The organism is Levilactobacillus wangkuiensis (assembly GCF_016861605.1).
Taxonomy (GTDB): Bacteria; Bacillota; Bacilli; order Lactobacillales; family Lactobacillaceae; genus Levilactobacillus; species Levilactobacillus wangkuiensis.
In genome coordinates, this window is record NZ_BOLM01000004.1 from 85,828 (window position 1) to 109,709 (window position 23,882).

Below are 23,882 nucleotides of genomic sequence, written 5' to 3' on the forward strand. Positions count from 1 at the left end.
GAACGGCTGACCACTGTTCGTTACTTTAGAATATTTCCAATAAAGTAATGGAATTGATTTGTCCACCACGAAGGTACACATACGGACTATATATTTTCATGTACCGCGTGCCGCACATACTACTAATCAGATTAAGGGGAATGAATCATGAAGAAGATACTTGTTAGTTCATTATTACTGGGAGCCGTAATCGGCGGAATGACCGGTTTAAGCTCAGCAAAAGCTCATGTGTCATCATACAAGGTTTCCAAACTAAATAGTATGCAACCCACCTCTTACTACGCCAAGAGCTCCAAAAGTGGCTATCTATGGAATAAGGCTCACACTAAACGTCAACATAATTTGAAAAATTATCCCAAAACAACCTGGTATGCTACTGGCAAATACACCATGAAATCTGCTAAAAACAGTGGTATTTACCTGCAAGTCGCAAATGGAAGTGGTAAGGCCAAAGGCTATGTCTGGACCGGATACATGAAGAAAGGCGTTAATCCTGCCTACCCTCAAGGCACTATTGTAGGACCTACTGGGGTGTCCATGAGCACTTTCAATGTCGATAAGAAATTAAATCAACAACTATTAAGTTTATTCCCAGGGAGCATCCAAGACAAGACACTACAAAAGCTCGCAAACCTGAACTACATTTATCACAATATTAGTGACGGATTTTACGACTATGGCAATCTCATGCTTGGTGATGACATTGATAGCGAAATTGGTTTAAGTAGTCGCACCTTAATTAAAGATAAAAGCACTGATTTTAAGACATTTGAACAGAACCAAATCATTGCAATCTTAAAAGAACGAGGTAAGACCGTTTCGGATTTCAAAAATTACCGCATTGGAGCATATGCTTTTCCAAAGCACAGCAAATACTACGGCGAATTCTCAATTGTCATCTTGCCTCCTAAATAACAAAACGGGTTTGGGGCAAAAGTTCTTAGATCTCAATTAAAAATTGGTCCTAGAAATCTATCTGTGATTTCTAGGACCAATTTTCTATAACGACCTGTTTTCCGGTCTCTTAATCCCATTAATATTAATTATCCGAGCAAATTCTTATCAATTCTAAAGGGCTAATGATAATTAGATCCATCGTTACGACATCTATTAAAGTTACATACAGTTGATTCAAGGGCCCTCTCTTCCTTTCTTGGCTACTCAAAATAATTAGCAGGTCTAGTTTAATTATTTTGAAGTTATTATTCTCTGCTAGGGTCAATCAGCCTCAATTCATCACTATAATCTAAGCAGTACTTGACGCAACATTCATTTAAAAACGACGATTCTGAGCAATCGTTAACTCTCATTGCCGGCCATCATTCGTATTTTGCACCGACTTCGTTACCGCTCCTAACTCATCAAGTCAGCGCAAAATATACGCGTTCGTGCGTGGACAATCTCGCAATACGTCTTCTAAATACCTCTTTACACCTAATTTCATAATGGCCCTCCCCTAAAACGATAAAAATATTGTTCACGCACAGGCGCACAGACACTACTCGAAACAGTATATTGATGGCAAACTCGTGTCTACCCAATATCAGTTTTGCACAATCGACTGAAATAAGGTATGCTGTTTTCGGAGTCAGAACATTTAATAAAACAAAGGGGTTTGACGCATGAAAAAATTACTTTTTAATTTGTTACTGGTAGGTGCCATAATCGGGGGAATGGCCAGCTTAAACTTAGCAAGCGCTCACGCATCAACATACAAAGTTTCTAAGCTGAAGACCATGTCACCTACTTCATATTACGCAAAAAGAGCAAAAAACGGCTACCTATGGAATAAGACGCACACGAAGCGACAACATAATCTAAAGAACTATCCCAAAACCACTTGGTATGCCACCGGAAAGTATGCTATGAAATCCCCTAAAAATAGTGGTACTTACCTGCAAGTTACAAATGGTAGTGGTAAAGCAAAAGGGTATGTCTGGACTGGTTACATGAAGAAAGGTGTCAATCCAGCTAACCCACAAGGTACGATTACCGATCCATTTGGGGCCTCAATGAGCACCTATAACGTGGATGACAAATTAAATCAGCAGTTGATTAGTCTATTCCCCGGGTCGGTGCCAGATAAGGCACTGCAAGCAGCCGCAAATTTTTTCTTCATGTATATTGGTGGCCAAGGTGACAACTATACGAGTGTTATTGAAAAAGCGGTCGGCTGGGAAAATGAACCGTCAGTAACCCGATTCGTTCCTAGCGTCTCTCTAAAGAAGTCTGACAATTTCATTGTTTTAGAGAAGTCTCAGTTGAAAGATCGTCTGTCCAAACAAAATAAAAGATTTACAGACTTCAAAGGCTATCGCATTGGTGCTTACGCGTTTCCTAAACATAGTAAAAATTATGGTACGTCAATGATCCTCTTAATGCCTTCAATCTAGCTACAAAATGCCGCGAACCAAGATTTATGGTTCTATGACGCAGCAAACGTTAAAGGAAGAATCCAAATGAGTCGGCCCTTAAAACTATTGGCTAAAATGTTTATGCTTGAACAGGAAATGGCAACACTTCTCCCCGCGTTCTAGAGAGTGCCGGCGACGTGATCAATTGCGAGGTCTCCTTAATAAATTCTGAAGATGAATTGATCAAGCAGATGAGTTGCCTAAAAACCAGCTTGGCAAAGTAATTACCTATGCGTAAAATCAGCGAGCCACATTGAATGAAATTATTGAACATGGTGAGTTTGATCTCAGTAAAAACGCCGCCGAACGCAACACGAAGAGTCTAGTGATTGGACAAAAAACTGACTGTTCAGCACTAGTCCAGCTAGAGCAAAAGCTACAACCGTTTGGATGACATTAATTGAATCGGCCAAAGCAAGTGGTGTTAATCCACGAGATTACATCCTTTATCTTTGAGAAAACATTCCCCAACTGCCGGCATTCGCAAAAGAATCTGAACTAGCAACTTATTTACCATGGAATTTTACACAGCGACCGGTTGACCACTGCGAATTAAACGCAACAGCTGCCTAAAGTATGGAAATAAAATGGCGTGTCCTCAAAACTATCTTATTTTTAGCTTGTAATTCAACACGGTCAGTTATTAGGCGCTTACTGAAAATCGTATCGTACCTTTGATCTTCTATATAGATTTACAATCTAAAAGCACCGTTTCATCCCCCAAATATTGGGAGACGAGACGGTGCTTTCTCTGTTTTAATTTAATTTAATTAATGACTCGAGGTCCGTGAACGTAAGCGCTGGACCCACGGATTAACTGGCCGCGGACTGCTCGCCTTGACGGGTTGATTTAATAAAACAACGCCAATGATAATGGCAATAAACCCCACCACTTTAAATCCGGTCAAGACTTCACCAAACGCCCAGACGCCAATTAGGCCAGTAATGGCTGTACCGACACCAGCCCAGACCGCATAGCCCACACTGAGGGGGAGCTGCCGTAAGGCTAACGAGAAACTAAAGATTGCTAGTCCGTAGAGGAACATCCCCGCAATCCCAATCCACCGATGAGTGAACCCATCTGAGAATTTCAACAAGCTTGTCCCGACAATTTCGACACCGATGGCGAATACCAACTGTAACCATGCCCGCATCGTGCAGACCCCCTTTTAGCTATTTAATAGAATCACGCCAACAACAATGGCCAATAAGCCACTAATCCGGCTGAGACTGAGCCGTTCCCGGTACACTACAACGGCCAAAATAACCGTCGCCACTGTGCCGAGACCTGCCCACATGGCATACGTCACCCCTAATGGAAGCTTTTGCATGGCGAGTGTCACCAAAATCAATGAACTAAAGTACCCCACTAACACCATGATCGAGGGGATTAAATTCCGAAACCCGTTTGCTTGCTTCAAGAAAAAGCTGCCAACAACTTCCATAAAAATACCACCGAACAATAATACGTATGCCATATCTATCACCTCGCTAAAATTTTCGCTGTGGTCCTATTCTAAAGAAAATTTAAGCAAAAGGCAATCAAAAGATACGCCTGGCTGATTACAGTTTTGTGACAAACAGATAGCGGTATCTAGCCATTTAGCCGAATACCGTTTCGTCAGCTTAAATTCGCGAATAGCCACTCGAAGATTGGCCTAGGCCATCCACCATTTTGCCGTCATCGCTAACCAAAGTCTCCTAGACTAACCTCGCCAGATGGCGTACAGTAATCCCAATACCTATTTAGGAGGCTTCCCATGGACGTTGAAACTTTTTGGCAGCACTTCAAAGCTGCCCACCCCGAAATTACCACGACTCACCACGATACCTATGCCTTTGGCGCAACCGACGAATCCGCTGACCTGCTGGCGCACCTAATTAAAATTGGTCAGAAGACCGCCACGACTTCGGCGCTCGACCTCTATGAAGCCGACGAGCCGCTCCCCTTTGTGGGCGAGTACAACATCATTTTAGACGCCCACGACCAACCCGTTTGCATCACGCAGACCAAGGTCACCGAGGTCGTGCCCTTTGACCAAGTCACCCAAGAGCACGCCTACCACGAGGGTGAAGACGACCGCACGCTGACCACGTGGCGGCGGGAACACCGTGCCTTCTTCACCGCTGCCTACCACGAGATGGGCCGCACCTTTAATGAACAGATTCCCTGCTTCTGCGAAGTCTTTGAACGCGTGGATTAGGACATGAGAAAAGGAGTCGCCTCGCACGAACTGTGTGGGACGACTCCTCTTTTATGTCAAAAATTAAGCAACGGCCTTAGACTTCCGACCGTCACGCAACATGGCTGCGAAGATCCAACCGACCACGGCGACCGCCAGGAAGGTGGCGAAGACCGCATGATAGCCGGCAAGGTTCGCCGCCACGTGACCCGCCGTCTTCAAATGACTGGCCGTAACGGTGGCAAGAATCAAGGTAGCCACGGCAACCCCGGTCGACCCCAGAATCTGCCGCACGGTGGTAATGACCGCCGTCCCGTGAGAGATCAACTGGTCAGGCAGGGAGTTGGCCCCCAACGTGACCGCGGGCATCATGACGAAGGCGTTGCCCCCTTCAATCAGGGTGGCCGTTAAGATCATCGCCAGCAGCGACTGTTGGCCACCGACCAGCGTCAACCACAGCCAGCCCAGCACGATCATGCTCATCCCAGTCAGCATCGTGGCCTTAAAGCCAATTTTATCCGCCAATTTCCCCGTAACGGGGTTTAGCAGGCTCAACACAACGGCCCCCGGGACCAGCGCCATCCCCGAAGCAAACGGCGAGATGCCCAGCACTTCTTGGTAGTACAGTGGAAAGACAATCGTGACCACGATCAAAGCGATGTAAGATGCCCCGGTCAAGAGCACGGCCAGGTCAAAATTAACCGTCTTCAGCACCCGTAAATCCAGGAGCGGTGCGTCGACATGAAATTGCCGGTAAACGAAGTAGGCCACCGCCAGTAAGCTGATGACCAGCAGCGCGCCCATGGCCGTCCAGTTGACCGCCGTCTTGCCAATTTGGTTAACGACGTACAGGATACCAATGAAGCCGACACTGCTCAGCACGGACCAGTAGTCCAGCTTGGCCTTGTGTTGCGGCATGACGTCCTTGATGGTTTTCAACGCGACCAGGAACACAATCGTGATGATGACCATGAAGACCACGAACAGCCCCTGCCAGGTGGTGTAGCGCAACACGATGCCGGAGATGATTGGGCCAACCGCTAACGCTGACCCCATGACCAATCCGGCGAAGCCCATGACACCGCCCCGCTGAGCTTCCGGCGTGATCCGCAACATGACCGTCTGGTACGACGGGAACATGATGCCGACCGCCATGGCCTCCATCACCCGGCCCAGCATCATCAACGGAAAGCTGGTTGCCAAATAAATGATGAACGTCCCGACGTCAAATAGTGCCAGCACGCTGACAAATAAGACCGGAAAGCGGATGTTATTTAACAGCCACGGGCTGACGGGCATCATGACCACCATCACCAGCATGAAGCCGGTCGTGAGCCATTGGACCGTGGACGCCGGCACGTTGAAGTATTTCATCAACGTGGGGTACGCCGTGGACAGTGACGACTGGCTGATGGACATGGTGAAGGTCCCCGCCAGCAGCGTCCAGATAAATGCTAAATGGCTGTACGCTCTTCCCTGTAAATCGATTGCCTTTTCCTGCACTTCTCTCACTCCTCTTGCTACTTTAGAAACATTATTAACTGACTTCTATCCTAGTCCTTTTCCCGCGCGCTGTAAACCAAACCCGCGACCCTTGTTGAACGAAGTTACTTATTGGGTAATTTTTGGTACAATGGGATTATTAAACGGGATGACCCGTTGCGGACTACGCAAAGAATTGAGGGCAAATAATGGACTTAGTAGCATATTTAACCGATGAAATTGATTTTCTAACGGAACAAATGAACCGGGCTAAGGATGAAAAGGACAACGCCATGAACTTCTTGTGCGATGCCCGAATCACCGAAGCCAAACGCATCTTGGAACAGGTCAACACTGGTAAGATTACCAGCTTGAAGGCCTAGTTGCCGTAACCGGACACGCCCCGCGTCCGGTTTTTCTTTTGGTTTCTTTTTTGCGCGATGCTAGGTTGCGGAAACCCGGTTTCCACCTGCGGCGGGTCAGTCCCGTTCCCGGCGGCGGGCTCAAACTGCCCTGCTATGGGGCCGGTTCCAGCCAAAGTTCTGGCTTCCACCTCAACTTTGAGCCTGAGAAGCGGTCTCAAAGATTGTCCCGTGGGCTAGGCTGGAAAAGAACTCCAGCCAAGGCCACCGACACAGCTGGTCAGTTTGGCCCACCTCTGGTCACTCACAATTGCGCACCCATTTTCAACCGCGCTTACCACCTCATCCCCCTCACATAAGTCCATCACGATAAATGACTTATCGTCGACACCTTATTGCGGATCAATAATTAAACAACTGATACCTTTGGACCGTAAATTCCGAGTCACCGGGACTGCCCGCCTCCGGTTCCAACAGATTGTCCGCTGACCTAGCATGTGCTAAAAGATTTGGTCGTTGACAGTTTGATTGGCTGTGAGGCAGCGTTGTCTACCATTACCGCTAACGCCGACAATTCAAAGCTCCCAATCCCAATCTATGGTCATCACATTGGCAACCATACCGACCGTGGTAAAAATTTGATTGCCAACACATTATTACGGATTAACTGCAAAATTAGTCGGAGGGCTGGGAAAACTGGGCTGGTTGTGGGAGTGACCAGAGGCGGCCAAGGTGCCCGACTGTGTCGATGGTCTTAGCTGGAGTTCTTTCCCAGCATAGTTCCATGGGACCAACCTTTCACACCAGCTCATCACCCCACGCGGTCATCACATCGGCAACCATCACCGACCGTGGTAAAAATCTGGTTGCCAACTCATTGTTACGGATTAACTGCAAAGTTAGCCGCAGGGCTGGGAAAACTGGGCCGGTCGTGGAAGTGACCAGAGGCGCGCCAAGGTGCCCGGCTGTGTCGATGGTCTTAGCGCTCATGAGATAACCCTTCACACCAGCTCATCACATTGACAACCCCACCGACAGCAATAAAAATCTGATTGCCACCTCATTGTTACGGCTTAACTGCCACGTTAGCCGCAGGGCTGGTGAAAATGGGCTCAGCCATGGGAGTTGCCTTAGCGGGTCCCCCGCTTAGGCAACTGCTATCTTTGAGACGTGCTCTTCGGCTCAAAGTAAGTCCGAAGACCGCACCTCAGGCTTCGGACGTGCGCCCACAGCGTCACGGCCCATTTTCACCAGCCCGGAGGCGATGACAAAGACAAATAAAACCGTACCAAACCAATTTCAAAAAGATTTTAACCGCATAATTCGCTGAAAAGGTGAAATTGGTGTACATTAGAAGTAGATACAAATTTTAGGAGGTAACACGTTGATAACCATTAAATCAGACCGTGAAATTGAGAAAATGGCCGAATCCGGTGCCGTTTTAGCTGGTGTCCACAAGGGCTTACGGGACATCATTAAGCCAGGTATTTCTAGCTGGGAAATTGAACGTTTTGCCAACAAGTACATTGAAGAACATGGGGCCAAGCCTTCCGAAAAGGGCTTTGAAGGCTACAAGTATGCCACCTGTGTCAGTGTGAACGATGAAGTCGCCCACGCCATCCCCCGCAAGGAATTGTTGCTTAAGGAAGGCGACATCGTGGCCGTTGACATGACCGTCAACCTGGACGGCTTTGAAAGTGACTCTTGCTGGACTTACGCTGTCGGCAAAATCAGTCCTGAAGCCCAACACCTGATGGACGTCACCAAGAAGTCCCTCTACTTGGGTATCGACCAAGCCGTTGTCGGCAACCGGATCGGTGACATTGGTCACGCCATCCAAGCCTACACGGAAGGCCAAGAACACATGGGCGACGTCCGTGAATTGATTGGCCATGGGATTCAACCAACCATGCACGAACAACCAAACGTCCCTAACTACGGGGAAGCTGGCAAGGGCCTGCGGTTACGTGCCGGCATGACCATCACCATCGAACCCATGATCAACTTGGGCACCTGGGAAATTGCCACGCGCCAAACGGCTGACAAGTCATGGGACTACTACGTCACGGCTGACGGTTCCCTGTCCGCCCAATACGAACACACCTTGGTCATCACTGACGACGGTCCTAAGATCTTAACGTCACAAGACGACGCCATCGACGAAAAGTACCGGCTCTAATCAGCTAGTCTTGATCGATTAAGCTAAAAAATGAGAGTGAGGATTGGTTTCCTCACTCTTTTGTTTTACACTAAGGTCATTGGTAAGTGTAGAACAAATATAGGATTATTAAGGACTCAATTGAAGGATTGACGTTATGAAGACGTTTGGCCTGCTCGCTCAGCTCACGTAGACAAATAAGCTACCACAAGCCAGGCGAAACCCAAGACCAATCGGATAAATAATCATCCACGTCACGGGTCAAACCAGTGTCAGCCGCAGGGCTGGGAAAACTGGGCCGGTCGTGGAAGTGACCAGAGGCGTGCCAAGGTGACCGGCTGTGTCGATGGCCTTGGCTGGAGTTCTTTTCCAGCCTAGCCCATGGGACAACCTTTGAGACCGCCCCTCAGGCTCAAAGTTGAGGTGGAAGCCCGCCCTTTGGCTGGAACCGGCCCCACAGCAGGGCTCCTTGAGCTCGCCGCCGGGAACGGACGCGACCAGGCCCAGTTTTCACCAGCCCGGAGGCGCTGACAAAGACAATTGTTTAACCCAAGTAAATATTAATTAGGAGGTTGGCTTGTATGGCTTTAACCAATCAGACACCCGAAGACCAGGTGCAAGACATTTTCAACCGCATCGCCCCACAGTACGACCAAATGAACAGCGTGATCAGTCTGGGAACCCACCGCATCTGGCGGCAACAGGTGATGAACGCCATGACGCTGCGGCCCGGCGACTTTGCGCTCGACCTCTGTTGTGGCACGGGCGACTGGACCCTGTCCTTGGCGCAAGCCGTGGGTCCCGCCGGCCAGGTCGTGGGCTTAGACTTTAGCGACGTCATGCTGCAAGAGGCCAGCCGCAAGGTCCGCGCGGCCCACCTGAGCGACCGCATCACGCTGCGTCAGGGAGATGCCATGCACCTGCCCTACCCGGGCAACAGCTTCAACGTGGTCACGATTGGCTTTGGCCTGCGCAACGTGCCGGACGCCAACCAAGTCCTCCGGGAAATGGCGCGCGTCGTCAAGCCCGGCGGCCAAGTCGTTTGCCTGGAAACGTCGCAACCCACTAATCCGGTGATTCATGCCGGCTGGCAGCTGTACTTTGGCCACGTGGTCCCGTTGATGGGCCGTTTTGCCCATCATTATCAGGCCTACAACTACCTGCAACGCTCGACACACAAATTCGTCACGGTGACGGAATTGGCCACCATGTTTCGTACGGCCGGCCTCCAACGAGTCCACTACCACCAGTTCAATCTGGGCGCGGCGGCAGTCCATTTGGGCACAAAGCCTTACCGTTAAAATAGTCACAAAAATAAGGTATTCCCATTAGCGTTGAAATAATGGGAATACCTTATTTGTTTTACTGCCTAAGCGTTCGCGGTAAAAATAATCTAGATATCAAATTTCGCAATCAGCTTTAAGAGTTTCTCGTTACTGTTTAACCGGGCAAAGGCCGCGGCATCTTGCAAGTCCTGCTTGATGGCCGCCACATCCCCGTCCTGGGCTCGCGCATTGATGGCGCGTTGGTACAGAATACGAGCCAGGTAGTAGGTCACGTGATACCGGGCGCAGACCTGAACGCCGTAATTTAAGAGCTCATCGCTGGCCTTGAGGTCCCCCGTTTGGCCGTAGAACTGGCCCGTGTAGTAAATGATGTTCAGGGACCGCCAAATGTTGTGATTGTTTTTAAAGGTCAGGTTGTGAATCTCGCTGGCCACCTTGTTGAAGTAGAATTCGGCGCGCGTCGTGTCGCCATCCTGATCGTAGGCCACGCCCATCCCGGTGTACGCCAACAGCGAGTACATCGAGTGGTGACCCTCGTCAAAGCGGTTTAAAATTTGTGAGAAATCATACAGTGCGTCTGCGATACTCCCGCCGTTGAGAGCCGTCACGTAGCCGCGGATAAAGTAAAAGCGCATTTGAAAGTTGAGGGTGCCGCTGGCTGGGTCGCCCAACTTGGCCAGGCTCTCCTGGGCAGCATCGTATTCCCCGACCAACAACTGAAATTCCGCCTGTTCCAACGCTTGGGAACGGACAGAGTCTTCATCGTGATTGAGCGGGAAGAGGTCATTTAACGTCAGCTCGAGCCGGTCACAGAGTTGAAGCAAAATCTTGAGTGACGGCACCTTGCCGTTGCGTTCGAACTTACTGAGCGTGGCTTGGGTACAGATGCCCTGCGCCAGCTGGTCCTGGGAAAGGTGGAGCCGTTTACGCGTTTCGATAAATATATCAATATTCATTACTTGTGCCATCCCTTAAAACGTTATGGACCTATTATAACAACAAATGGCCCTAACGCCTAGCTCTGCCAGCCATGATTTTCGCGATCCCAATCCCGTTTGCGACTGCCGGAAACAAAGGGATTCCCCGCCACGATGTAGCGCAGGGGCCGGTCGTGCCAGCTCCCATCGCTGACGCCGACCCGCGACGTGGCGGTCACATGGCGCGGCTGGCGGGTAATGGTCGGGGTAATGGTTAAATTATTGGCGCCCAACATCGTGCGGTTCAGGTCCTTGGATTGCAGGCCCAACGCCGCCGTCAGCTTGCCCGGACCATTGGTCACATCTGGGATCGGCTTGTCGCGGTGTTGCTGCATCAGGTCCAGCCCCTGGTGGGGTTCGATGCCCCGAATCAGGATTCCTTGCGGCGTGCCGGCCGCCTGAGTCGCCACGTCCAGCATGTAGTAGCCCCGCAGAATGTAAATGTAAATAGTTCCCGGCGCATCATACAACGCTGCGTTAGCCGCCGTGTAGCGGCCATTAAACGCATGTGCGGCCGTGTCCTGTTCCCCGAGATAGGCCTCGGCTTCAACAATCCAGCCGCTCATGGTGCCCGCCGGCGTTTGATAAATTAATTCATGGCCCAGTAACTCTTGGGCAATCTGGGCCGTGGGCCGCCCCGTATAGAAGTCGCCTAACGAATCTGTCATGACTTTTCTCGCCTCCCTTTCGCTATGGTAGAATTGACGCATGGAGATGGTCAAATATGGCAATTAAATTGGAACGGATTTACACCAAGCCCGCTGACTTAGCCGGCTACCGGATGCTGGTCGATCGACTCTGGCCCCGCGGCATTTCAAAGGTCAACGCCCAACTCGCGTCCTGGGAAAAGGAAATGGGTCCGTCGACCGAGCTGCGCAAATGGTTCAACCACGAGCCGGAAAAGTTCCCGGTCTTTCAGGAAAAATACCTCGCGGAACTCGAAGCCAACGCCGCGTTACCTGATTTTCTAGACCTCGTTGCCAGCCAACTGGCCACGCAGGACGTGATTTTCCTGTACGGCGCCAAGGACGAAACGCACAACCAGGCCGTCATTCTCAAGGCCTTCGTGCTTAAGCGTCTGGCTGACCGAGTGCCTGCAGCACGGCTGGCAGACTAAGCGCCGCCGTGCTGGGGAGTTGGGCATCAGCGCCGGGTAACGGATCGGCATTGATTGCCACCGTCAAGCATCCCGCCCGCTTGGCCGACTGCACCCCGGTCACGGTGTCTTCGAACGCGACACAGGCTGTGGCCGGTAGATTCAACAACTGAGCCGCTGCCAAATACACGTCGGGGGCCGGCTTGCTGGCCTTGAGACTGCCCGCCGGGACAATGTGCTTAAAGATATGAGTTAACTGAAGTCGTTCGATTTCGGCCGGCGCGTTGGTCGACGCTGAGGCCAAGGCCAGTGGATACCCAGCCGCGACGAGTTCATTGAGAAACGCCGTGACCCCAGGCAACCGATTGGCTGGCGTCATGGCCGCCACGTACTGCCGGTATAGGTCGTTTTCGTGATCCGTAATCGTCTGCATTTCCGCCGGCGTGAACGCGCCTTGCCGGTTGGCCGAAGCCAGAATCGTTTGCAGGGAACCCAGGCGACTCATGCCGGGCAACACCTCGGCCAAGTTGGTCGTCCACGGAATGTCCAGTTCAGCCGCAATGGCCTGCCAGGACGCCAAATGATACTGCCAAGAATCGGCAATCACGCCGTGGAGGTCGAAAAGAAATCCTTGAATTTTCGCCATGCTCGTTCCCCCTATTTAGCCAAGTGGTTGGACGTTGCTGGCGCCTTACCGGGCGGCTCTGATACGTTCAACCACACTTTTGGTCTTTGATTTAACCTTTAAGATATTTCAATTATACACCATCACTTCACTCTTATTCCTTGGCAATTGCCGTGACAGTGACATGATTTAACTGTCCATTTAGACAGTCATAAAATCAATAGAGACGTAGACCTATCATTCACGATAGTCATCTACGTCTCTATTTAATTGCTAAACCAAAAGAAGGTCAGCCACCAAATAGCAGCCAACCTTCATCGATTTGTTTAAACTAACGAATGACAATCACCGACACATCGGCCTTCTTCGTCAACCGCAACCCAATGGCACCGGGCTTACCGTGACTAGCAAAGTCCACGTCGGCACCGGAGACGATTAGGTCTGGCTGAAAGTCCGGCACGATTTTTTGCAAGATCACGTCGTCCACGTCGCCGCCTTCAGCGATGATGGCCCGAACTTCTTCGACACCAAAGGCCGTGGCCTTCTTGGCGTACTCCTGAACAACGCGACGCAAGTGTTCACGCTTTTCGTTCAGCTTATCCGGCATCAAAGATTCATAAATACTAATGTCATTACTTTCCAGAACGGAAGCAATTCCCAGGTGAGCACCGTAGTCCTTCGCCATGGTCATCGCAAACCGAAACGCCCGACTGGTCGATGGACGATCATCCTCATCGATCGTAATCAAAATGCGTCGGAAAAACAGCGGATCATTACTTTCATCTGCCATAATCAGTTAATTCCCTCCAATGAATGATTCGGCCCCCATTGTATCATATCTAGCAATGAAACTGGGACTTAATCTTTTCATTTAATATCAGATTCGTGTGGTGGTGTTACTGAAACCGGTCCTCGTTGGTTCTATCGGTGGTCCACCTAAAGACGATAAAAGGCCAGGACACCAGGTCCCAGCCTCATACTTTTTCTAATCAAAATCTGCTATAGGGAATGAACTTAAGTCCTTAGGCATTTTTGTGGAAAATTTCACCTTTCCATTACGATAGACTGTAGCCGTACCATCGTCCCCCATAGTCATAACCTGAGCAAACTTCCTGTTTCTTTTAGACCTTGTCTCCTCAGACTAAAGACCTCCACTCCTTGCTAGTGACTAAGCATTTGGCGTCCTTTACAATCTGCCTGAATCAGGTTCTTACTTAAAATCAGATAGAGGATAACTCGCAACGTCTTTCGGCATATGTGTGTTGAATCTAACCTTTCCACTCCGATAGATCCAGATAGTAGCTTGACTATCAGTCCCATACGTTCGTACCCGAACCATTTTCTTACTCTTTTGCTTATAAAAATGCACGGTTGACCACGATTGCTCATCAAAATCATGTGAAACGGTAAAATGTGTGCGTAACTTTTTCTTACTGGTAATCTTCTTCCAAGGTTTACGCCAATACTCATAGGTCTGCGCTCTAACTGCTTTCCCATTCTTAAAATTAAACACAATGGGCCGATTATCCATTCCTATTGTTAGAATACGCAAAGTATGGCGTTTCTTGTTACGAATTTGATAAACACGTTGCGATAATGCCGTACTATCATTCACATCAACTCGTGTGCCCGTCGATTTTTTACTCTGCTTTTTCATCACCATTTTTTCGTGACCTTTGGGGTTAAGAAATTGCTTACCAGGATCACGATAATACCCAGCAACTAAAGTTTTTGATGACTTGTAGACCCACCCCAAAGAGCGCTTGGCAGTCTCCAAATAAACATAATGGTTCCCCTTGTATGTGACTAACTCTTTCGTCGCATACAATTGAGTTGATACTAATCGGTCAAATACGTGGGAAACATAAGTATAGTGCTTTGTATTAGCTGGCGCAGACCAAATCCGATGAGCATAGGGATTACCAACGTAATACGGTTGCTTTTGTGAGTAAGTCCATTCAGATTTTACCGTTGAAAATTGCTTGAGGCCATCGGCTTTAACAACACCGAAATCATTATCACTGATATAATCTGCAGAACCTTCTGGACTTTTAGCATTTTCAAAACCATTTGCCGCATAGCTAAACACACGAAAGTACGTTCCAGTAGTCGTAACATACTTTTTTGTTGCCCCAAAAATACTTCCCCGAGCTGTTACATTATCAGAAATAATACCGTCCTTAGAACCATAATCTTTCAGATTATAATAAAAGACCGTCTTTTTATTTGCTACTTTGTATGCAATATCTGGATTCATCTTCTCAGTTGAGAGAATCTTCCCAGCTAATGATGGCTTTGATGTGGAACTAGCTTTTGACAGGCTAGTCTTAATTTTCGAAGATGAGGAAGCTTTTGCCCTCTGCGATGATTGGGCTGTACAGCCCACTTCAACTATACCTATGAAAATGCATAAAAGAACAACAAACCTCTCTTTGAACACAGTATTATTCCCCCATAACTAATTCTTTCAACCGACCTAATACTTTCTGCCTGACCGTTCATAATCAAGGATTCATCATCCTGATAACAGACTGTAGTTTAGCAGTTCTGTACATTTTTTTAACTGAAGTAATCTCCGATCCTTCAGTGCCACATGATCCCTTCCGTATGCATGCTAGCAATCTACTTCACCTTTTAATCTTTTCACTTCATACGATAACTTGCATAGGTTCAGTAAAAAATGCTTGTAGCAGAATCCACATGATTTTTCTCACGGTTTCCTTCAGATGTTGCACAGCCAAACTGTTACTCAGTTCACAAATAGATGCTCATCATCTCAAAAAAACAACACGGACAGCGCTATGATTAATCTTTCATTGTATAAAAACCATATTGAAAGCAGTGAATTAATACGTTTATAATACTGCACCTCCCATGAACCAATTGCAAGCTAATATGACAAAGCATTTTAAAAGTTGACTATTCTAACTATCAATTTTCATGGAACACATCTACTGTTCAATCAGTACGAGTGAAACAGCCTTTAACTGAGGATTGACCTAGTACGCTGCACAAAAAAGGCCAGGACACCAAGTCCCAGCCTCACGATACAAATTCAATTAATTTTAATTCAGTCCACCCGACTAATAATCACTCACCGACCAGCGACCCAAACTAGTGTCAGCCGCAGGGCTGGGAAAACTGGGCCGGTCGTGGTAGTGACCAGAGACGAGCCAAGGTGCCCGGCTGTGTCGATGGGCTAGGCTGGGGTATTTCCCCAGCCTAGCCCATGGGACAACCTTTGAGACCGCTTTTCAGGCTCAAAGTTGAGGTGGAAGCCCGCTTCACAGGCTGGAACCGACCCCACAGCAGGGCGCCTTGAGCTCGGCGGCGGGAACGGACACGACCAGGCCCAGTTTTCACCAGCCCAGAGGCAATCAAAAAACTAGTTAGCGTGGTCTGGTGATAAGATCATTGGGCCGCGGACGGCGCGTGGTAATTCAACCGTAATCCGACGAACAACAACGGGTTGTGGCACCACCACAGGGGCGACCTTAGGCTTAGCTGCCAGCATATGCCAAATGGAATGCAGCAGCAGGATGCAGACAAACATCAGTGGGAAACCGGCAATCGTTGACACGGTTTGCACGGTCTTGAAGCCCCCGACCATCACAATCCCGAAGGAGAAGATGATGAAGACAACCACCCAGATCATCCGGTTCCAGCGACTAGGTTCCTGCCCGTCATCCAAGTGTAAACTCGTGAAGGATGACACGATGAAGGCGGACGACGAAATCGTCGTGGCCAAGAAGATAAAGCAGGAAATACAGTACAATGCCAGAATGATCATCTTAAATGGCAACGTCGCAATCACCGTGGCAACCACGGCGGCTTGACCCTGTGTGTTTAAGATGTGGACCAAGTTAACGGCCCCGGTCTGTTGGAGCCACAAGGAGTATCCACCAAAGATGGCGTAGAAACTCATGCACCCCAAGGCCCCGTAGGTTAACATGCCGACTAAGACCTGACGAATCGTCCGACCCTTAGAAATCCGGGCAATGAACAGCCCCATGACGGGCATGTAAGACAACCACCAACCCCAGTAGAAAATGGTTTCCTGCTGAGCAGTGGCGTCCCCACCATTAGGTAACGTGTTGGTCGACATCGCGATAAACTTTTGCGCCATCAACCCAATACTGTTGGTTTCAGAATTTAAAATGTAAACCGTTGGTCCGATAATTAAAATAATGGCTAAGAGACCCAGCGCCGTCCAGATGTGGGCGGAACTTAACCGGTTGATTCCACCGTTTAACCCGTGGAATACCGTGACGGCAAATAAAATAAACAGGATAATGAAGAGCTCAATTTTTAGCATCAAGTTGTCTTGAACACCTGTAAGCCGGCTCAAAACTTTGGAAATAATCGGAATTTCCATCCCGACGGATGATCCGATCCCACCCATGATTCCAAAGACGACCAGGAAGTCAACGATGTGGCGAGCCACAATCTTGCCCTTACTGTCTCCTTGCAAACTGGTGATAGCGGCACTGACCCGTTGGACCTTGCCGTGCTTCACGTACAACACGTAAGCAATCGCAATCGTGGCCGGCGCGAACATCATCCACGCCATTGGCCCCCAGTTGAATTGCCCCATCATGTGCGCTGCGCTGTAGGCGTTGCTCGAGAATGGCTTGAAACCAAACGCCGGGTGCTGCAGGTAGCGCAATGGATCAACGATGGACAGCATCAAGATACTGGCATCAATCGCCGTTGCGAAGACCATGCTCCCCCACTGGAAGTTGCTGTAGTGGGGCTTGTCTTCAGGGTCACCTAATTTCACCTTACCAAACTTACCAAATGCCAAATACATAAAAAATAAAAAGTTGACCACGTACACCATCATATAAGCCCATGACATGCGAGTATCAATCCAATTCAAGATTGAGCTAAGGGTAGCCTGTAACTGGCCACCACCTAAAATAAATAGCAATGACGCGAGAATAAATAAAACGATGGTTGGTACGAATACTAACTTATCAATATTTTTACGCGCTAAAATAAATAATCCTCCTCATTTGTTTCCTGCGAGCCAAGCTCCCAGCGGATGGTGCCTCAATTAGATTGTACGAAAAAAGCGCGGTTCCAGGGTCGTTATCCGAGCTACCTGTACAGCGCGCTACCGTTGAATACAAATTGCTTTCGAAAATCTTCTTAAAGCGATATCCAAAGTCTATTATACGCGGTCGAATTAATTAGTAAAATCTTGCTGGACGATAAGTTTTTTCTGCGGCAAATAAACCGGTTACATGCCACGTCATGTTAGGAATCTAAGAATTTGATTAGAATTTCTAGATTTCTGAAAATGGCCTTACTTTTGCAACTTATCGGGCCATTCTTGCAAAGCCTTGGCATTACCAGTTTCACTGTTGTCAATTTCCTTGATGACGCGGGCAGGGTTGCCGGCAATCACCACGTTATCCCCGAAGGATTTGGTGACCACGGAACCGGCGCCCACGACCACGTTGTCCCCCAACGTCACGCCGGGCAGAATCGTAACCCGGCCACCGAGCCAGGCGTTATCGCCAATGGTAATCGGCGCACCCATTTCAACATCGTGGGTCCGCGCCATCGCGTTCAACGGGTGAACCGGCGTGTAGAGCCCAATGTTGGGGCCAAAATAACAGTTGCGGCCGATTGTGATGGGACAGGTGTCCAGGAAAGTCATGTCGTAGTTGCCGTAGAAGTGGTCGCCGATGTGAATGTTCCAGCCATAGTCAAACGTAAAGCTGGCCTCAACAAAGAAGTCATCCCCGGTGTCGCTGATCAATTGCTTGTAAGCGGCATTGCGCTGCTGATTGTCTGGTAATTGGTTCGCCGCCTGCAAGGTCTTGCGGGCTAGTACTCGACGGTCGATCAGTTCCTTATCAAATTGGTCATAGGGTTGTCCCGCCGTCATTTTTTCGCGTTCAGTTGCCATAATTCAAATCACTCCTCTGTTTCCATGATAACACTCTGCTTCTTTTGGTGTTTTGGGTTCGAGGCATGAGGGTCAAGGTCAAAAGCAGTGCAGAGGCGTTCCGCCTGCGGCTGGCAGGGACCAGTACGCCTCTGGGGCACGGGGCAAGCCAAAGAGCGGTCTTGCCCCTCGCTGGGAGCCTCGCAACCCCCGAGTCCCCCAGACGTCCCGTGCCCTAGGCTGAGAAAGAACCTCAGCCAATGCCACCGACACAGGCGGTGGTCCCTGCCAGCCTCCGACTCCACAGGTTGTGCTCTGATGTTGACTTGGGTTGAGACCTTCGAAGCGGCGTGTGGTGGGCTCGGCCGCTATTGGCGCACCGAGTCGACGTAAGTGGTAACAAAATGTGATGTCAATTTCATCATTGGTCTCTGCCCAATCCATTACAGAAATGATGTAAACAAAAAGGTCGCCCACCAGCGTTAACTGCTAGACTACCAACAAGACATATACAATTTCAAGTAATAACTGCCGCATCCACGCGACACACCACACCCAGGAACTAACGCGTCGCGGGTTAAACCAGTGTCAGCCGCAGGGCTGGGAAAACTGGGCCAGTCGTGGCAGTGACCAGAGGCGAGCCAAGGCGACCAGTCTTATTTAAAAGGCCGTCCACCAGTATTAACTGATAGACGACCAACAAATACATCTAAAATTTCAAGTAATGACTGTCACATCCACGGCACACCACACTTAGGAACTAACGCGTAGCGGGCTAAACCAGTGTCAGCCGCAGGGCTGGTGAAAATGGGCTAAGCCGTGGGAGTTGCCTTAGCGGGTCTCCCGCTTAGGCAACTGCTATCTTTGAGACTCGGTCCATGAGGCTCCAGACGTGCGCCCACAGCGTCACGGCCCATTTTCACCAGCCCGGAGGCGCTGTAAAACACACAGTTTACTCAGCTCAGTACGCGTTATTCCGCAGTGTCAGTAGGTGTGGAAGAGACGGGCATGTCTTGTTCGCTGAGAATCCAAGTAATCCCGTAAGCATCCACAATCTGCCCCATCTTGCCACCCAACGATTGTTTGGCAAACGGACTGATGACCTTAACATCAGACTTCACCAATCGCTGGTACAGCGCATCCAACGCTTTCACACTGGCACTGTCGTCCTCGTTGACCGCTAACATTAGCGAAATCAATGTGGACGATGTTGGTTGCCCCATTAACGCATCGGCACATTGAATATCTAACCCCATGATTTGAAAGCCACCGCGCATCGTCATTTTTTCCAGGTCGACCGCTGGATCTAGGCCGAACCGTTCTGCTTCCGCCACCGTTGGACTGACCCGGTAGGCATTGGTTGCGCCGAATACACTCTGATAATACGCAATGGCGTCTTTGGCATTTTCAAACTCCAAGTATGGAATTAATTTTGCTTGCATCGTCGGTACCCCATTCAATACTAAATTTTTGGTAAATCCAGACTAGTCCCTGAATTCTCGGGTCCTAGTTCCCCCAATTAGATAACCCGCACAAACTTTCTAGGTCTCATTATACCCTTAATTATCTCCAAACGGTAGGTTCCGCAAACTTTCAGCAATGTCCGCCACCGATTGTGCCGTCGTCTGGTGGGACTGTGTGGTCGCACTAGACTGTGCTGACGTTGGCTTGGCTGCCGGTGTCGGTGTCGGTTTGGCCACTACTGGTTTAGATTTCGTGACTGGTTGCGTCTTGGTCACCACTTCATGCCGGTGCGTGACCGGTTGTTGCTCGGCATCACGCCGCATGCCATCCATCGTTTCGTTTAATAAATGATCGACGAACACGTTCCCCTGGTTAGTCGCGTGGCCCTTGGTCCAGCGATAGTTGAGATTGCTAAATTGTGGCAACAGGCGATCCACGTCTTGCCAGAGTTCCGCGTTGACCAGTGGTCCGGCACTACGCTTCCAGCCGCGGCGTTTCCACCCGGCGAGCCAGCCCTTGTTGACGGCATTTAAAACGTACTGAGAATCCAGCACAAATAGGATGCTTTCAGTCGTTTGACCTAGGTCGACCAGCTTCTGCAGGGCGTTACGAAAGGCCATGATTTCCATTCGGTTGTTGGTCGCGCCAAATTCACCGGCGGAACCGGTCTCGATGGCATCGGGTAATTCGATGCGGTAGGCCCAGGCCGCCTTGTCAGCGTCCTTCACGTGCCCGCCAGCGACGTTCCCGGTGTTTCGCGAGCCACCATCGGTATAGACCGTGATTGTGGCTGACACGGGCGCTGAAGCCGATTTAGGCGTGGCTGTTCGGCGCGTTTTGGCTGCGCGATGGGCTGGCGTGTTCACTGCGCTGCCCTGCATAAAGGCCTTGGCCTCAGCCTCGGTGGTAAAACTTTTGTACTGTGCGCCAGAAAACCCATTAACTTGTTTCTGCGTTTCCGGCCACGTGCGGTAGATGCCCGGCTGCTTGCCGCGTCTGACCGCATAGTATTTTTGTGCCAAATGTATCCCCACTTTCGAACTAATTCTTAGCTAGTTTACCATACTTTTTCCCATGGCTATTGAAATCCGCTATTACCAAATTTATGGACACGTCACCATCAGCCACCCCTCACCTAAAACTTTTTTGCGTAAATCTTAATAATCCGGAAAAACTCGTGAATTTAGAGCGTAAATTGTTTTCATAACTTTTAGATTATGCTAATCTAGAAGGTGTGAAACAATGACCGGAGAACGACCATTTTACAATGTTTTTACTATTTTGAGGGGGTTTTTCATGAAGAATCCGATCCGTGCGACCATCATAACCGTCGACCAAGCTCGTGCCATGCTGAAGGACCAGCGTGAACAGCGCGATGAACGTTTTCCGCAACTAGCAGTCTCCGGTCAATACATCTTACCAGACTATCGGTTAACCCGTAAGCGGGAAGCCTTTAAGATTCGGCGCCACACATTTTTGAAGAAGCATTTCCGCTCCTACGTGGCGTTCGACTCCGACAACGGCCAGACCCTGTGGATTCACAACTTCCCCAGCCTGTCCGAGGCCTGCTTCTGGTTAAACACCGGCTTAAAGCCTGGCGACACCGACTCGACCAGTTCCTATCAGGAATGGAAGACCGAACACACTGCTGAAATTGAGGTTCTGAAGGAACAACTCAGAACCCAACACCACGAAAAGAAAAAGCCCGTTGCGGCGCCGAAACCAGCGACCGTAACCGTCAAAAAGACCAAGCACGTCAAGAAATAAACGCGCCTGGCAATCAAAACGTCATCCCTGGCAATCGCTAGGGATGACGTTTTTGTTTACCCAAAATTAAAAGACCCGCTCCCCCCAACCAAGATGGCTGAGGGGAACGGGTCTCGTTGCATTTATTAGGTTAATCATTCGTAAGACGCAACGCTGACTACCCGGCAGATAGTTCCACTAGCCAATAATAGACAAGCACACCAGCGAAGACCGGTCCCCACAAGTCCACGGACTAAACCAGTGTCAGCCACAGGGCTGGGAAAACTGGACCAGTCGTGGGAGTGACCAGAGGTGAGCCAAGGTGCCCGGCTGTGTCGATGGTCTTAGCTGAGCGATTTCCTCAGCTTAGCCCATGGGACAACCTTTGAGACCGCACTTTGGCTCAAAGTTGAGGTGGAAGACCGCTCTTCGGCTGGAACCGGCCCCACAGCAGGGCTCCTTGAGCTCGCCGCCGGGAACGGACGCGACCAGGCCCATTTTCACCAACCCGGAGGCGTTGTACCAACACCTAGTTTAGAGATCTAAGTGAACTTGCTTAGGGTCGGTCTTGACGATGATCTTGCCGTGGTGGATGGAGTAAAGCACCTCCGACCGCTGGTTCAAAGCGTTATAGAAGTTATCATTGTTCATCACAACCAAGTTCGCTGGCTTGCCGACTTCGATACCGTAGTGGTCGGTCACGTGCATGGCCTTGGCCCCATGGGTCGTCACGAATTGGTAAGAATTCATGATGTCGTCGTAACCCATCATTTGCGTGACGTGAATCCCCATGTGCAGGGAATCCAGCATGTTGCCATCACCCATTGGGTACCAAGGATCCTTGATGTCATCTTCACCGAAGGCCACGTTGACGCCGGCTTCGTTCAATTCCTTAACCCGGGTTAAGCCACGACGCTTGGGATACGTGTCAAATCGACCGCCCAAGTGGGTGTTGATCAATGGGTTAGAAATCATGTTGATGTGTGACATTTGTAAGAGACGCATTAATTTGTAAGCATACGCGTTGTTGTAAGACCCCATGGCCGTGGTGTGACTGGCCGTTACTTGGTCACCCAAGCCGGTTTCGAGGGCTAAGGTCGCCAACGTTTCCAATCCACGGGAAGCGGGGTCGTCGATTTCGTCACAGTGGGCGTCGACTAACTTGCCGTACTTTTGCGCCAGTTCAACGGCGAAGTGTAGGGATTCGACGCTGTATTCACGGGTGAATTCGAAATGAGGAATGGCCCCAATGACGTCAACGCCTAATTTAGCGGACTGCTCCATCAATTCCTTACCATGAGGGAATGAAAGAATCCCCTCTTGAGGGAAGGCAACCAATTGGAGTTCGATGAAGTCTTTGACCTCGTCGCGCACTTCAATCAGGGCCTTCAAAGCGGTCAGGCTAGGGTCGGTGACGTCCACGTGGGAACGCACGAACTGAATCCCGTTGGCAGCTTGCCGTTCCAAAGCCTGGCGAGAACGGGTCTTGACGTCTTCAATGCTCAACGTCTTCTTGCGTTCTGACCAGATACGAATCCCATCGAAGAGGGTCCCGGATTGGTTCCATTCGGGGTCTCCCGCCGTCATCGTACTGTCCAAATGGACGTGTGGATCAACGAATGGTGGTAAGACCAATTTACCCTTGGCATCAATCACCTGTTCATTATCTTTTGGTTCTAAATGGTCAGCGATGGCGGTAAACTTCCCGTCCTCGATGCGAATATCTTGTGGCTGCTTTGCGTTTTCGATGTGCCCTTGTTGAATTAACATGCGCGTTAACCTGCCTCCTAAATTTCGATTAATAAAATCCCGGAATGGTCAAGCCCAACGCTAACAAGGAACCGTCCGTGACGATACCCGCAATAACGGCAATAATTGCCACCGTCGCCGGTATCAGTGCCCATCGTGGCCCCCGTCGTGCCGAGTGAACCAACCCATACAAGCTTATCACAGTTAGTCCCAATCCGAGCGTTAAAGTCAGTGGTTCGTTGGGAATTACCAAATAAAGCTGGTCAAAGGCCCCGGCAATGGCCACCCAACTCGCCACCGCCCCGATGAAACTCCATTCTAAAACCAGTCGCGCTCCGAATGTCATGCGCCCCATCCCCCTTTTGCTTGTTGCTAAACTATCTGTGGTGTTTAGTAGCAATTTTTCTACATTCTATGCTATCCTAAATCTAATCAATTTATGAA

Annotated in this window: 22 protein-coding genes; 8 read left to right on the top strand and 14 right to left on the bottom strand. The window is 49.6% G+C overall.

Annotated features, from left to right (window positions below):
- The first annotated feature begins 147 nt into the window (after positions 1–147).
- On the top strand, positions 148–915 hold the full coding sequence (locus tag JUF13_RS03890) for a D-alanyl-D-alanine carboxypeptidase (RefSeq protein ID WP_203637828.1): 768 nt from the start codon (positions 148–150) through the stop codon (positions 913–915).
- Between the two features lie 707 nt (positions 916–1,622).
- Positions 1,623–2,393 carry a D-alanyl-D-alanine carboxypeptidase gene (locus JUF13_RS03895; RefSeq protein ID WP_203637830.1) on the top strand — a complete coding sequence of 257 codons (771 nt, stop codon included), beginning with the start codon at positions 1,623–1,625 and terminating at the stop codon, positions 2,391–2,393.
- A gap of 791 nt (positions 2,394–3,184) precedes the next feature.
- Here the strand turns inward: JUF13_RS03895 and JUF13_RS03900 are convergent.
- Together JUF13_RS03900 and JUF13_RS03905 are read right to left on the bottom strand one after the other, a co-directional pair.
- Positions 3,185–3,568, bottom strand: coding sequence for a DMT family transporter (locus tag JUF13_RS03900; protein WP_125763421.1), 384 nt, complete (start codon positions 3,566–3,568; stop codon positions 3,185–3,187).
- A gap of 15 nt (positions 3,569–3,583) precedes the next feature.
- Complete coding sequence (locus JUF13_RS03905; RefSeq protein ID WP_020089766.1) at positions 3,584–3,892, bottom strand: DMT family transporter; 309 nt, start codon at positions 3,890–3,892, stop codon at positions 3,584–3,586.
- Positions 3,893–4,174: 282 nt separating this feature from the next.
- Here JUF13_RS03905 and JUF13_RS03910 point away from each other — a divergent pair, with 282 nt between their 5' ends.
- A complete protein-coding gene (locus tag JUF13_RS03910; protein WP_203637831.1) occupies positions 4,175–4,618 on the top strand; it encodes an ASCH domain-containing protein in 444 nt (147 codons plus the stop codon).
- 63 nt (positions 4,619–4,681) lie between these two features.
- Here the strand turns inward: JUF13_RS03910 and JUF13_RS03915 are convergent, their stop codons facing one another.
- Complete coding sequence (locus tag JUF13_RS03915) at positions 4,682–6,100, bottom strand: MFS transporter (protein WP_203637832.1); 1,419 nt, start codon at positions 6,098–6,100, stop codon at positions 4,682–4,684.
- 188 nt (positions 6,101–6,288) lie between these two features.
- On the opposite strand from JUF13_RS03915, the gene JUF13_RS03920 reads away from it, so the two are divergent.
- The 3 genes from JUF13_RS03920 (at position 6,289) to JUF13_RS03930 (ending at position 9,900) form a co-directional block, all read left to right on the top strand.
- Positions 6,289–6,462 carry a hypothetical protein gene (locus JUF13_RS03920; protein ID WP_164511281.1) on the top strand — a complete coding sequence of 58 codons (174 nt, stop codon included), beginning with the start codon at positions 6,289–6,291 and terminating at the stop codon, positions 6,460–6,462.
- 1,363 nt (positions 6,463–7,825) lie between these two features.
- Positions 7,826–8,620 (top strand): type I methionyl aminopeptidase, encoded by a 795-nt coding sequence (gene map, locus JUF13_RS03925; RefSeq protein WP_125763427.1) that lies wholly within the window; start codon positions 7,826–7,828, stop codon positions 8,618–8,620.
- 560 nt (positions 8,621–9,180) lie between these two features.
- Positions 9,181–9,900 (top strand): demethylmenaquinone methyltransferase, encoded by a 720-nt coding sequence (locus JUF13_RS03930; RefSeq protein WP_203637833.1) that lies wholly within the window; start codon positions 9,181–9,183, stop codon positions 9,898–9,900.
- Between the two features lie 92 nt (positions 9,901–9,992).
- Here the strand turns inward: JUF13_RS03930 and JUF13_RS03935 are convergent, their stop codons facing one another.
- Together JUF13_RS03935 and JUF13_RS03940 are read right to left on the bottom strand one after the other, a co-directional pair.
- The gene (locus JUF13_RS03935; protein WP_203637835.1) at positions 9,993–10,841 is read right to left on the bottom strand and encodes a helix-turn-helix domain-containing protein; all 849 of its coding nucleotides are present in this window, start codon (positions 10,839–10,841) and stop codon (positions 9,993–9,995) included.
- Between the two features lie 59 nt (positions 10,842–10,900).
- Positions 10,901–11,530, bottom strand: a complete 630-nt coding sequence (locus JUF13_RS03940; protein WP_203637836.1) for a DNA-3-methyladenine glycosylase — start codon at positions 11,528–11,530, stop codon at positions 10,901–10,903.
- Between the two features lie 56 nt (positions 11,531–11,586).
- Here JUF13_RS03940 and JUF13_RS03945 point away from each other — a divergent pair, with 56 nt between their 5' ends.
- The gene (locus JUF13_RS03945; RefSeq protein ID WP_203637837.1) at positions 11,587–11,979 is read left to right on the top strand and encodes a DUF488 domain-containing protein; all 393 of its coding nucleotides are present in this window, start codon (positions 11,587–11,589) and stop codon (positions 11,977–11,979) included.
- Here JUF13_RS03945 and JUF13_RS03950 read toward each other — a convergent pair.
- The 7 genes from JUF13_RS03950 to JUF13_RS03980 form a co-directional block, all read right to left on the bottom strand.
- Positions 11,933–12,604, bottom strand: coding sequence for an HAD-IA family hydrolase (locus JUF13_RS03950; RefSeq protein WP_203637838.1), 672 nt, complete (start codon positions 12,602–12,604; stop codon positions 11,933–11,935). The two genes, JUF13_RS03945 and JUF13_RS03950, sit on opposite strands and share 47 nt — an antisense overlap.
- 310 nt (positions 12,605–12,914) lie before the next feature.
- On the bottom strand, positions 12,915–13,373 hold the full coding sequence (locus JUF13_RS03955; protein ID WP_125763438.1) for a universal stress protein: 459 nt from the start codon (positions 13,371–13,373) through the stop codon (positions 12,915–12,917).
- 420 nt (positions 13,374–13,793) lie between these two features.
- A complete protein-coding gene (locus JUF13_RS03960) occupies positions 13,794–15,023 on the bottom strand; it encodes a hypothetical protein (RefSeq protein ID WP_203637840.1) in 1,230 nt (409 codons plus the stop codon).
- Positions 15,024–15,968: 945 nt separating this feature from the next.
- Positions 15,969–17,582, bottom strand: a complete 1,614-nt coding sequence (locus JUF13_RS03965) for a BCCT family transporter (RefSeq protein ID WP_373300830.1) — start codon at positions 17,580–17,582, stop codon at positions 15,969–15,971.
- A 309-nt stretch (positions 17,583–17,891) separates the two neighbouring features.
- Positions 17,892–18,500, bottom strand: a complete 609-nt coding sequence (locus tag JUF13_RS03970) for a sugar O-acetyltransferase (protein ID WP_125763442.1) — start codon at positions 18,498–18,500, stop codon at positions 17,892–17,894.
- 950 nt (positions 18,501–19,450) lie between these two features.
- Entirely contained in the window at positions 19,451–19,921 is a 471-nt protein-coding gene (locus tag JUF13_RS03975) for a VOC family protein (RefSeq protein ID WP_203637841.1), read from the bottom strand.
- A 117-nt stretch (positions 19,922–20,038) separates the two neighbouring features.
- Positions 20,039–20,965, bottom strand: coding sequence for a ribonuclease H family protein (locus JUF13_RS03980; protein ID WP_203637843.1), 927 nt, complete (start codon positions 20,963–20,965; stop codon positions 20,039–20,041).
- 274 nt (positions 20,966–21,239) lie between these two features.
- Between JUF13_RS03980 and JUF13_RS03985 the strand changes: the two genes are divergently transcribed.
- Complete coding sequence (locus JUF13_RS03985; protein WP_203637844.1) at positions 21,240–21,710, top strand: hypothetical protein; 471 nt, start codon at positions 21,240–21,242, stop codon at positions 21,708–21,710.
- Between the two features lie 513 nt (positions 21,711–22,223).
- Here the strand turns inward: JUF13_RS03985 and codA are convergent.
- Together codA and JUF13_RS03995 are read right to left on the bottom strand one after the other, a co-directional pair.
- On the bottom strand, positions 22,224–23,459 hold the full coding sequence (gene codA / locus JUF13_RS03990) for a cytosine deaminase (RefSeq protein WP_203637845.1): 1,236 nt from the start codon (positions 23,457–23,459) through the stop codon (positions 22,224–22,226).
- 28 nt (positions 23,460–23,487) lie between these two features.
- On the bottom strand, positions 23,488–23,784 hold the full coding sequence (locus JUF13_RS03995; RefSeq protein WP_225893659.1) for a hypothetical protein: 297 nt from the start codon (positions 23,782–23,784) through the stop codon (positions 23,488–23,490).
- Between the last annotated feature and the right edge of the window lie 98 nt (positions 23,785–23,882).

What these genes read in the sequence shown, in the direction of transcription:
- JUF13_RS03970 (WP_125763442.1), bottom strand. Translation starts at nt 18,500, where the DNA reads ATGGCAACTGAACGCGAAAAAATGACGGCGGGACAACCCTATGACCAA.
- JUF13_RS03950 (WP_203637838.1), bottom strand. Translation starts at nt 12,604, where the DNA reads ATGGCGAAAATTCAAGGATTTCTTTTCGACCTCCACGGCGTGATTGCC.
- JUF13_RS03905 (WP_020089766.1), bottom strand. Translation starts at nt 3,892, where the DNA reads ATGGCATACGTATTATTGTTCGGTGGTATTTTTATGGAAGTTGTTGGC.
- JUF13_RS03975 (WP_203637841.1), bottom strand. Translation starts at nt 19,921, where the DNA reads ATGCAAGCAAAATTAATTCCATACTTGGAGTTTGAAAATGCCAAAGAC.
- JUF13_RS03935 (WP_203637835.1), bottom strand. Translation starts at nt 10,841, where the DNA reads ATGAATATTGATATATTTATCGAAACGCGTAAACGGCTCCACCTTTCC.
- JUF13_RS03930 (WP_203637833.1), top strand. Translation starts at nt 9,181, where the DNA reads ATGGCTTTAACCAATCAGACACCCGAAGACCAGGTGCAAGACATTTTC.
- JUF13_RS03995 (WP_225893659.1), bottom strand. Translation starts at nt 23,784, where the DNA reads ATGACATTCGGAGCGCGACTGGTTTTAGAATGGAGTTTCATCGGGGCG.
- JUF13_RS03910 (WP_203637831.1), top strand. Translation starts at nt 4,175, where the DNA reads ATGGACGTTGAAACTTTTTGGCAGCACTTCAAAGCTGCCCACCCCGAA.
- JUF13_RS03895 (WP_203637830.1), top strand. Translation starts at nt 1,623, where the DNA reads ATGAAAAAATTACTTTTTAATTTGTTACTGGTAGGTGCCATAATCGGG.
- JUF13_RS03940 (WP_203637836.1), bottom strand. Translation starts at nt 11,530, where the DNA reads ATGACAGATTCGTTAGGCGACTTCTATACGGGGCGGCCCACGGCCCAG.
- JUF13_RS03955 (WP_125763438.1), bottom strand. Translation starts at nt 13,373, where the DNA reads ATGGCAGATGAAAGTAATGATCCGCTGTTTTTCCGACGCATTTTGATT.
- JUF13_RS03890 (WP_203637828.1), top strand. Translation starts at nt 148, where the DNA reads ATGAAGAAGATACTTGTTAGTTCATTATTACTGGGAGCCGTAATCGGC.
- JUF13_RS03985 (WP_203637844.1), top strand. Translation starts at nt 21,240, where the DNA reads ATGAAGAATCCGATCCGTGCGACCATCATAACCGTCGACCAAGCTCGT.
- JUF13_RS03945 (WP_203637837.1), top strand. Translation starts at nt 11,587, where the DNA reads ATGGCAATTAAATTGGAACGGATTTACACCAAGCCCGCTGACTTAGCC.
- JUF13_RS03920 (WP_164511281.1), top strand. Translation starts at nt 6,289, where the DNA reads ATGGACTTAGTAGCATATTTAACCGATGAAATTGATTTTCTAACGGAA.
- codA (WP_203637845.1), bottom strand. Translation starts at nt 23,459, where the DNA reads ATGTTAATTCAACAAGGGCACATCGAAAACGCAAAGCAGCCACAAGAT.
- JUF13_RS03900 (WP_125763421.1), bottom strand. Translation starts at nt 3,568, where the DNA reads ATGCGGGCATGGTTACAGTTGGTATTCGCCATCGGTGTCGAAATTGTC.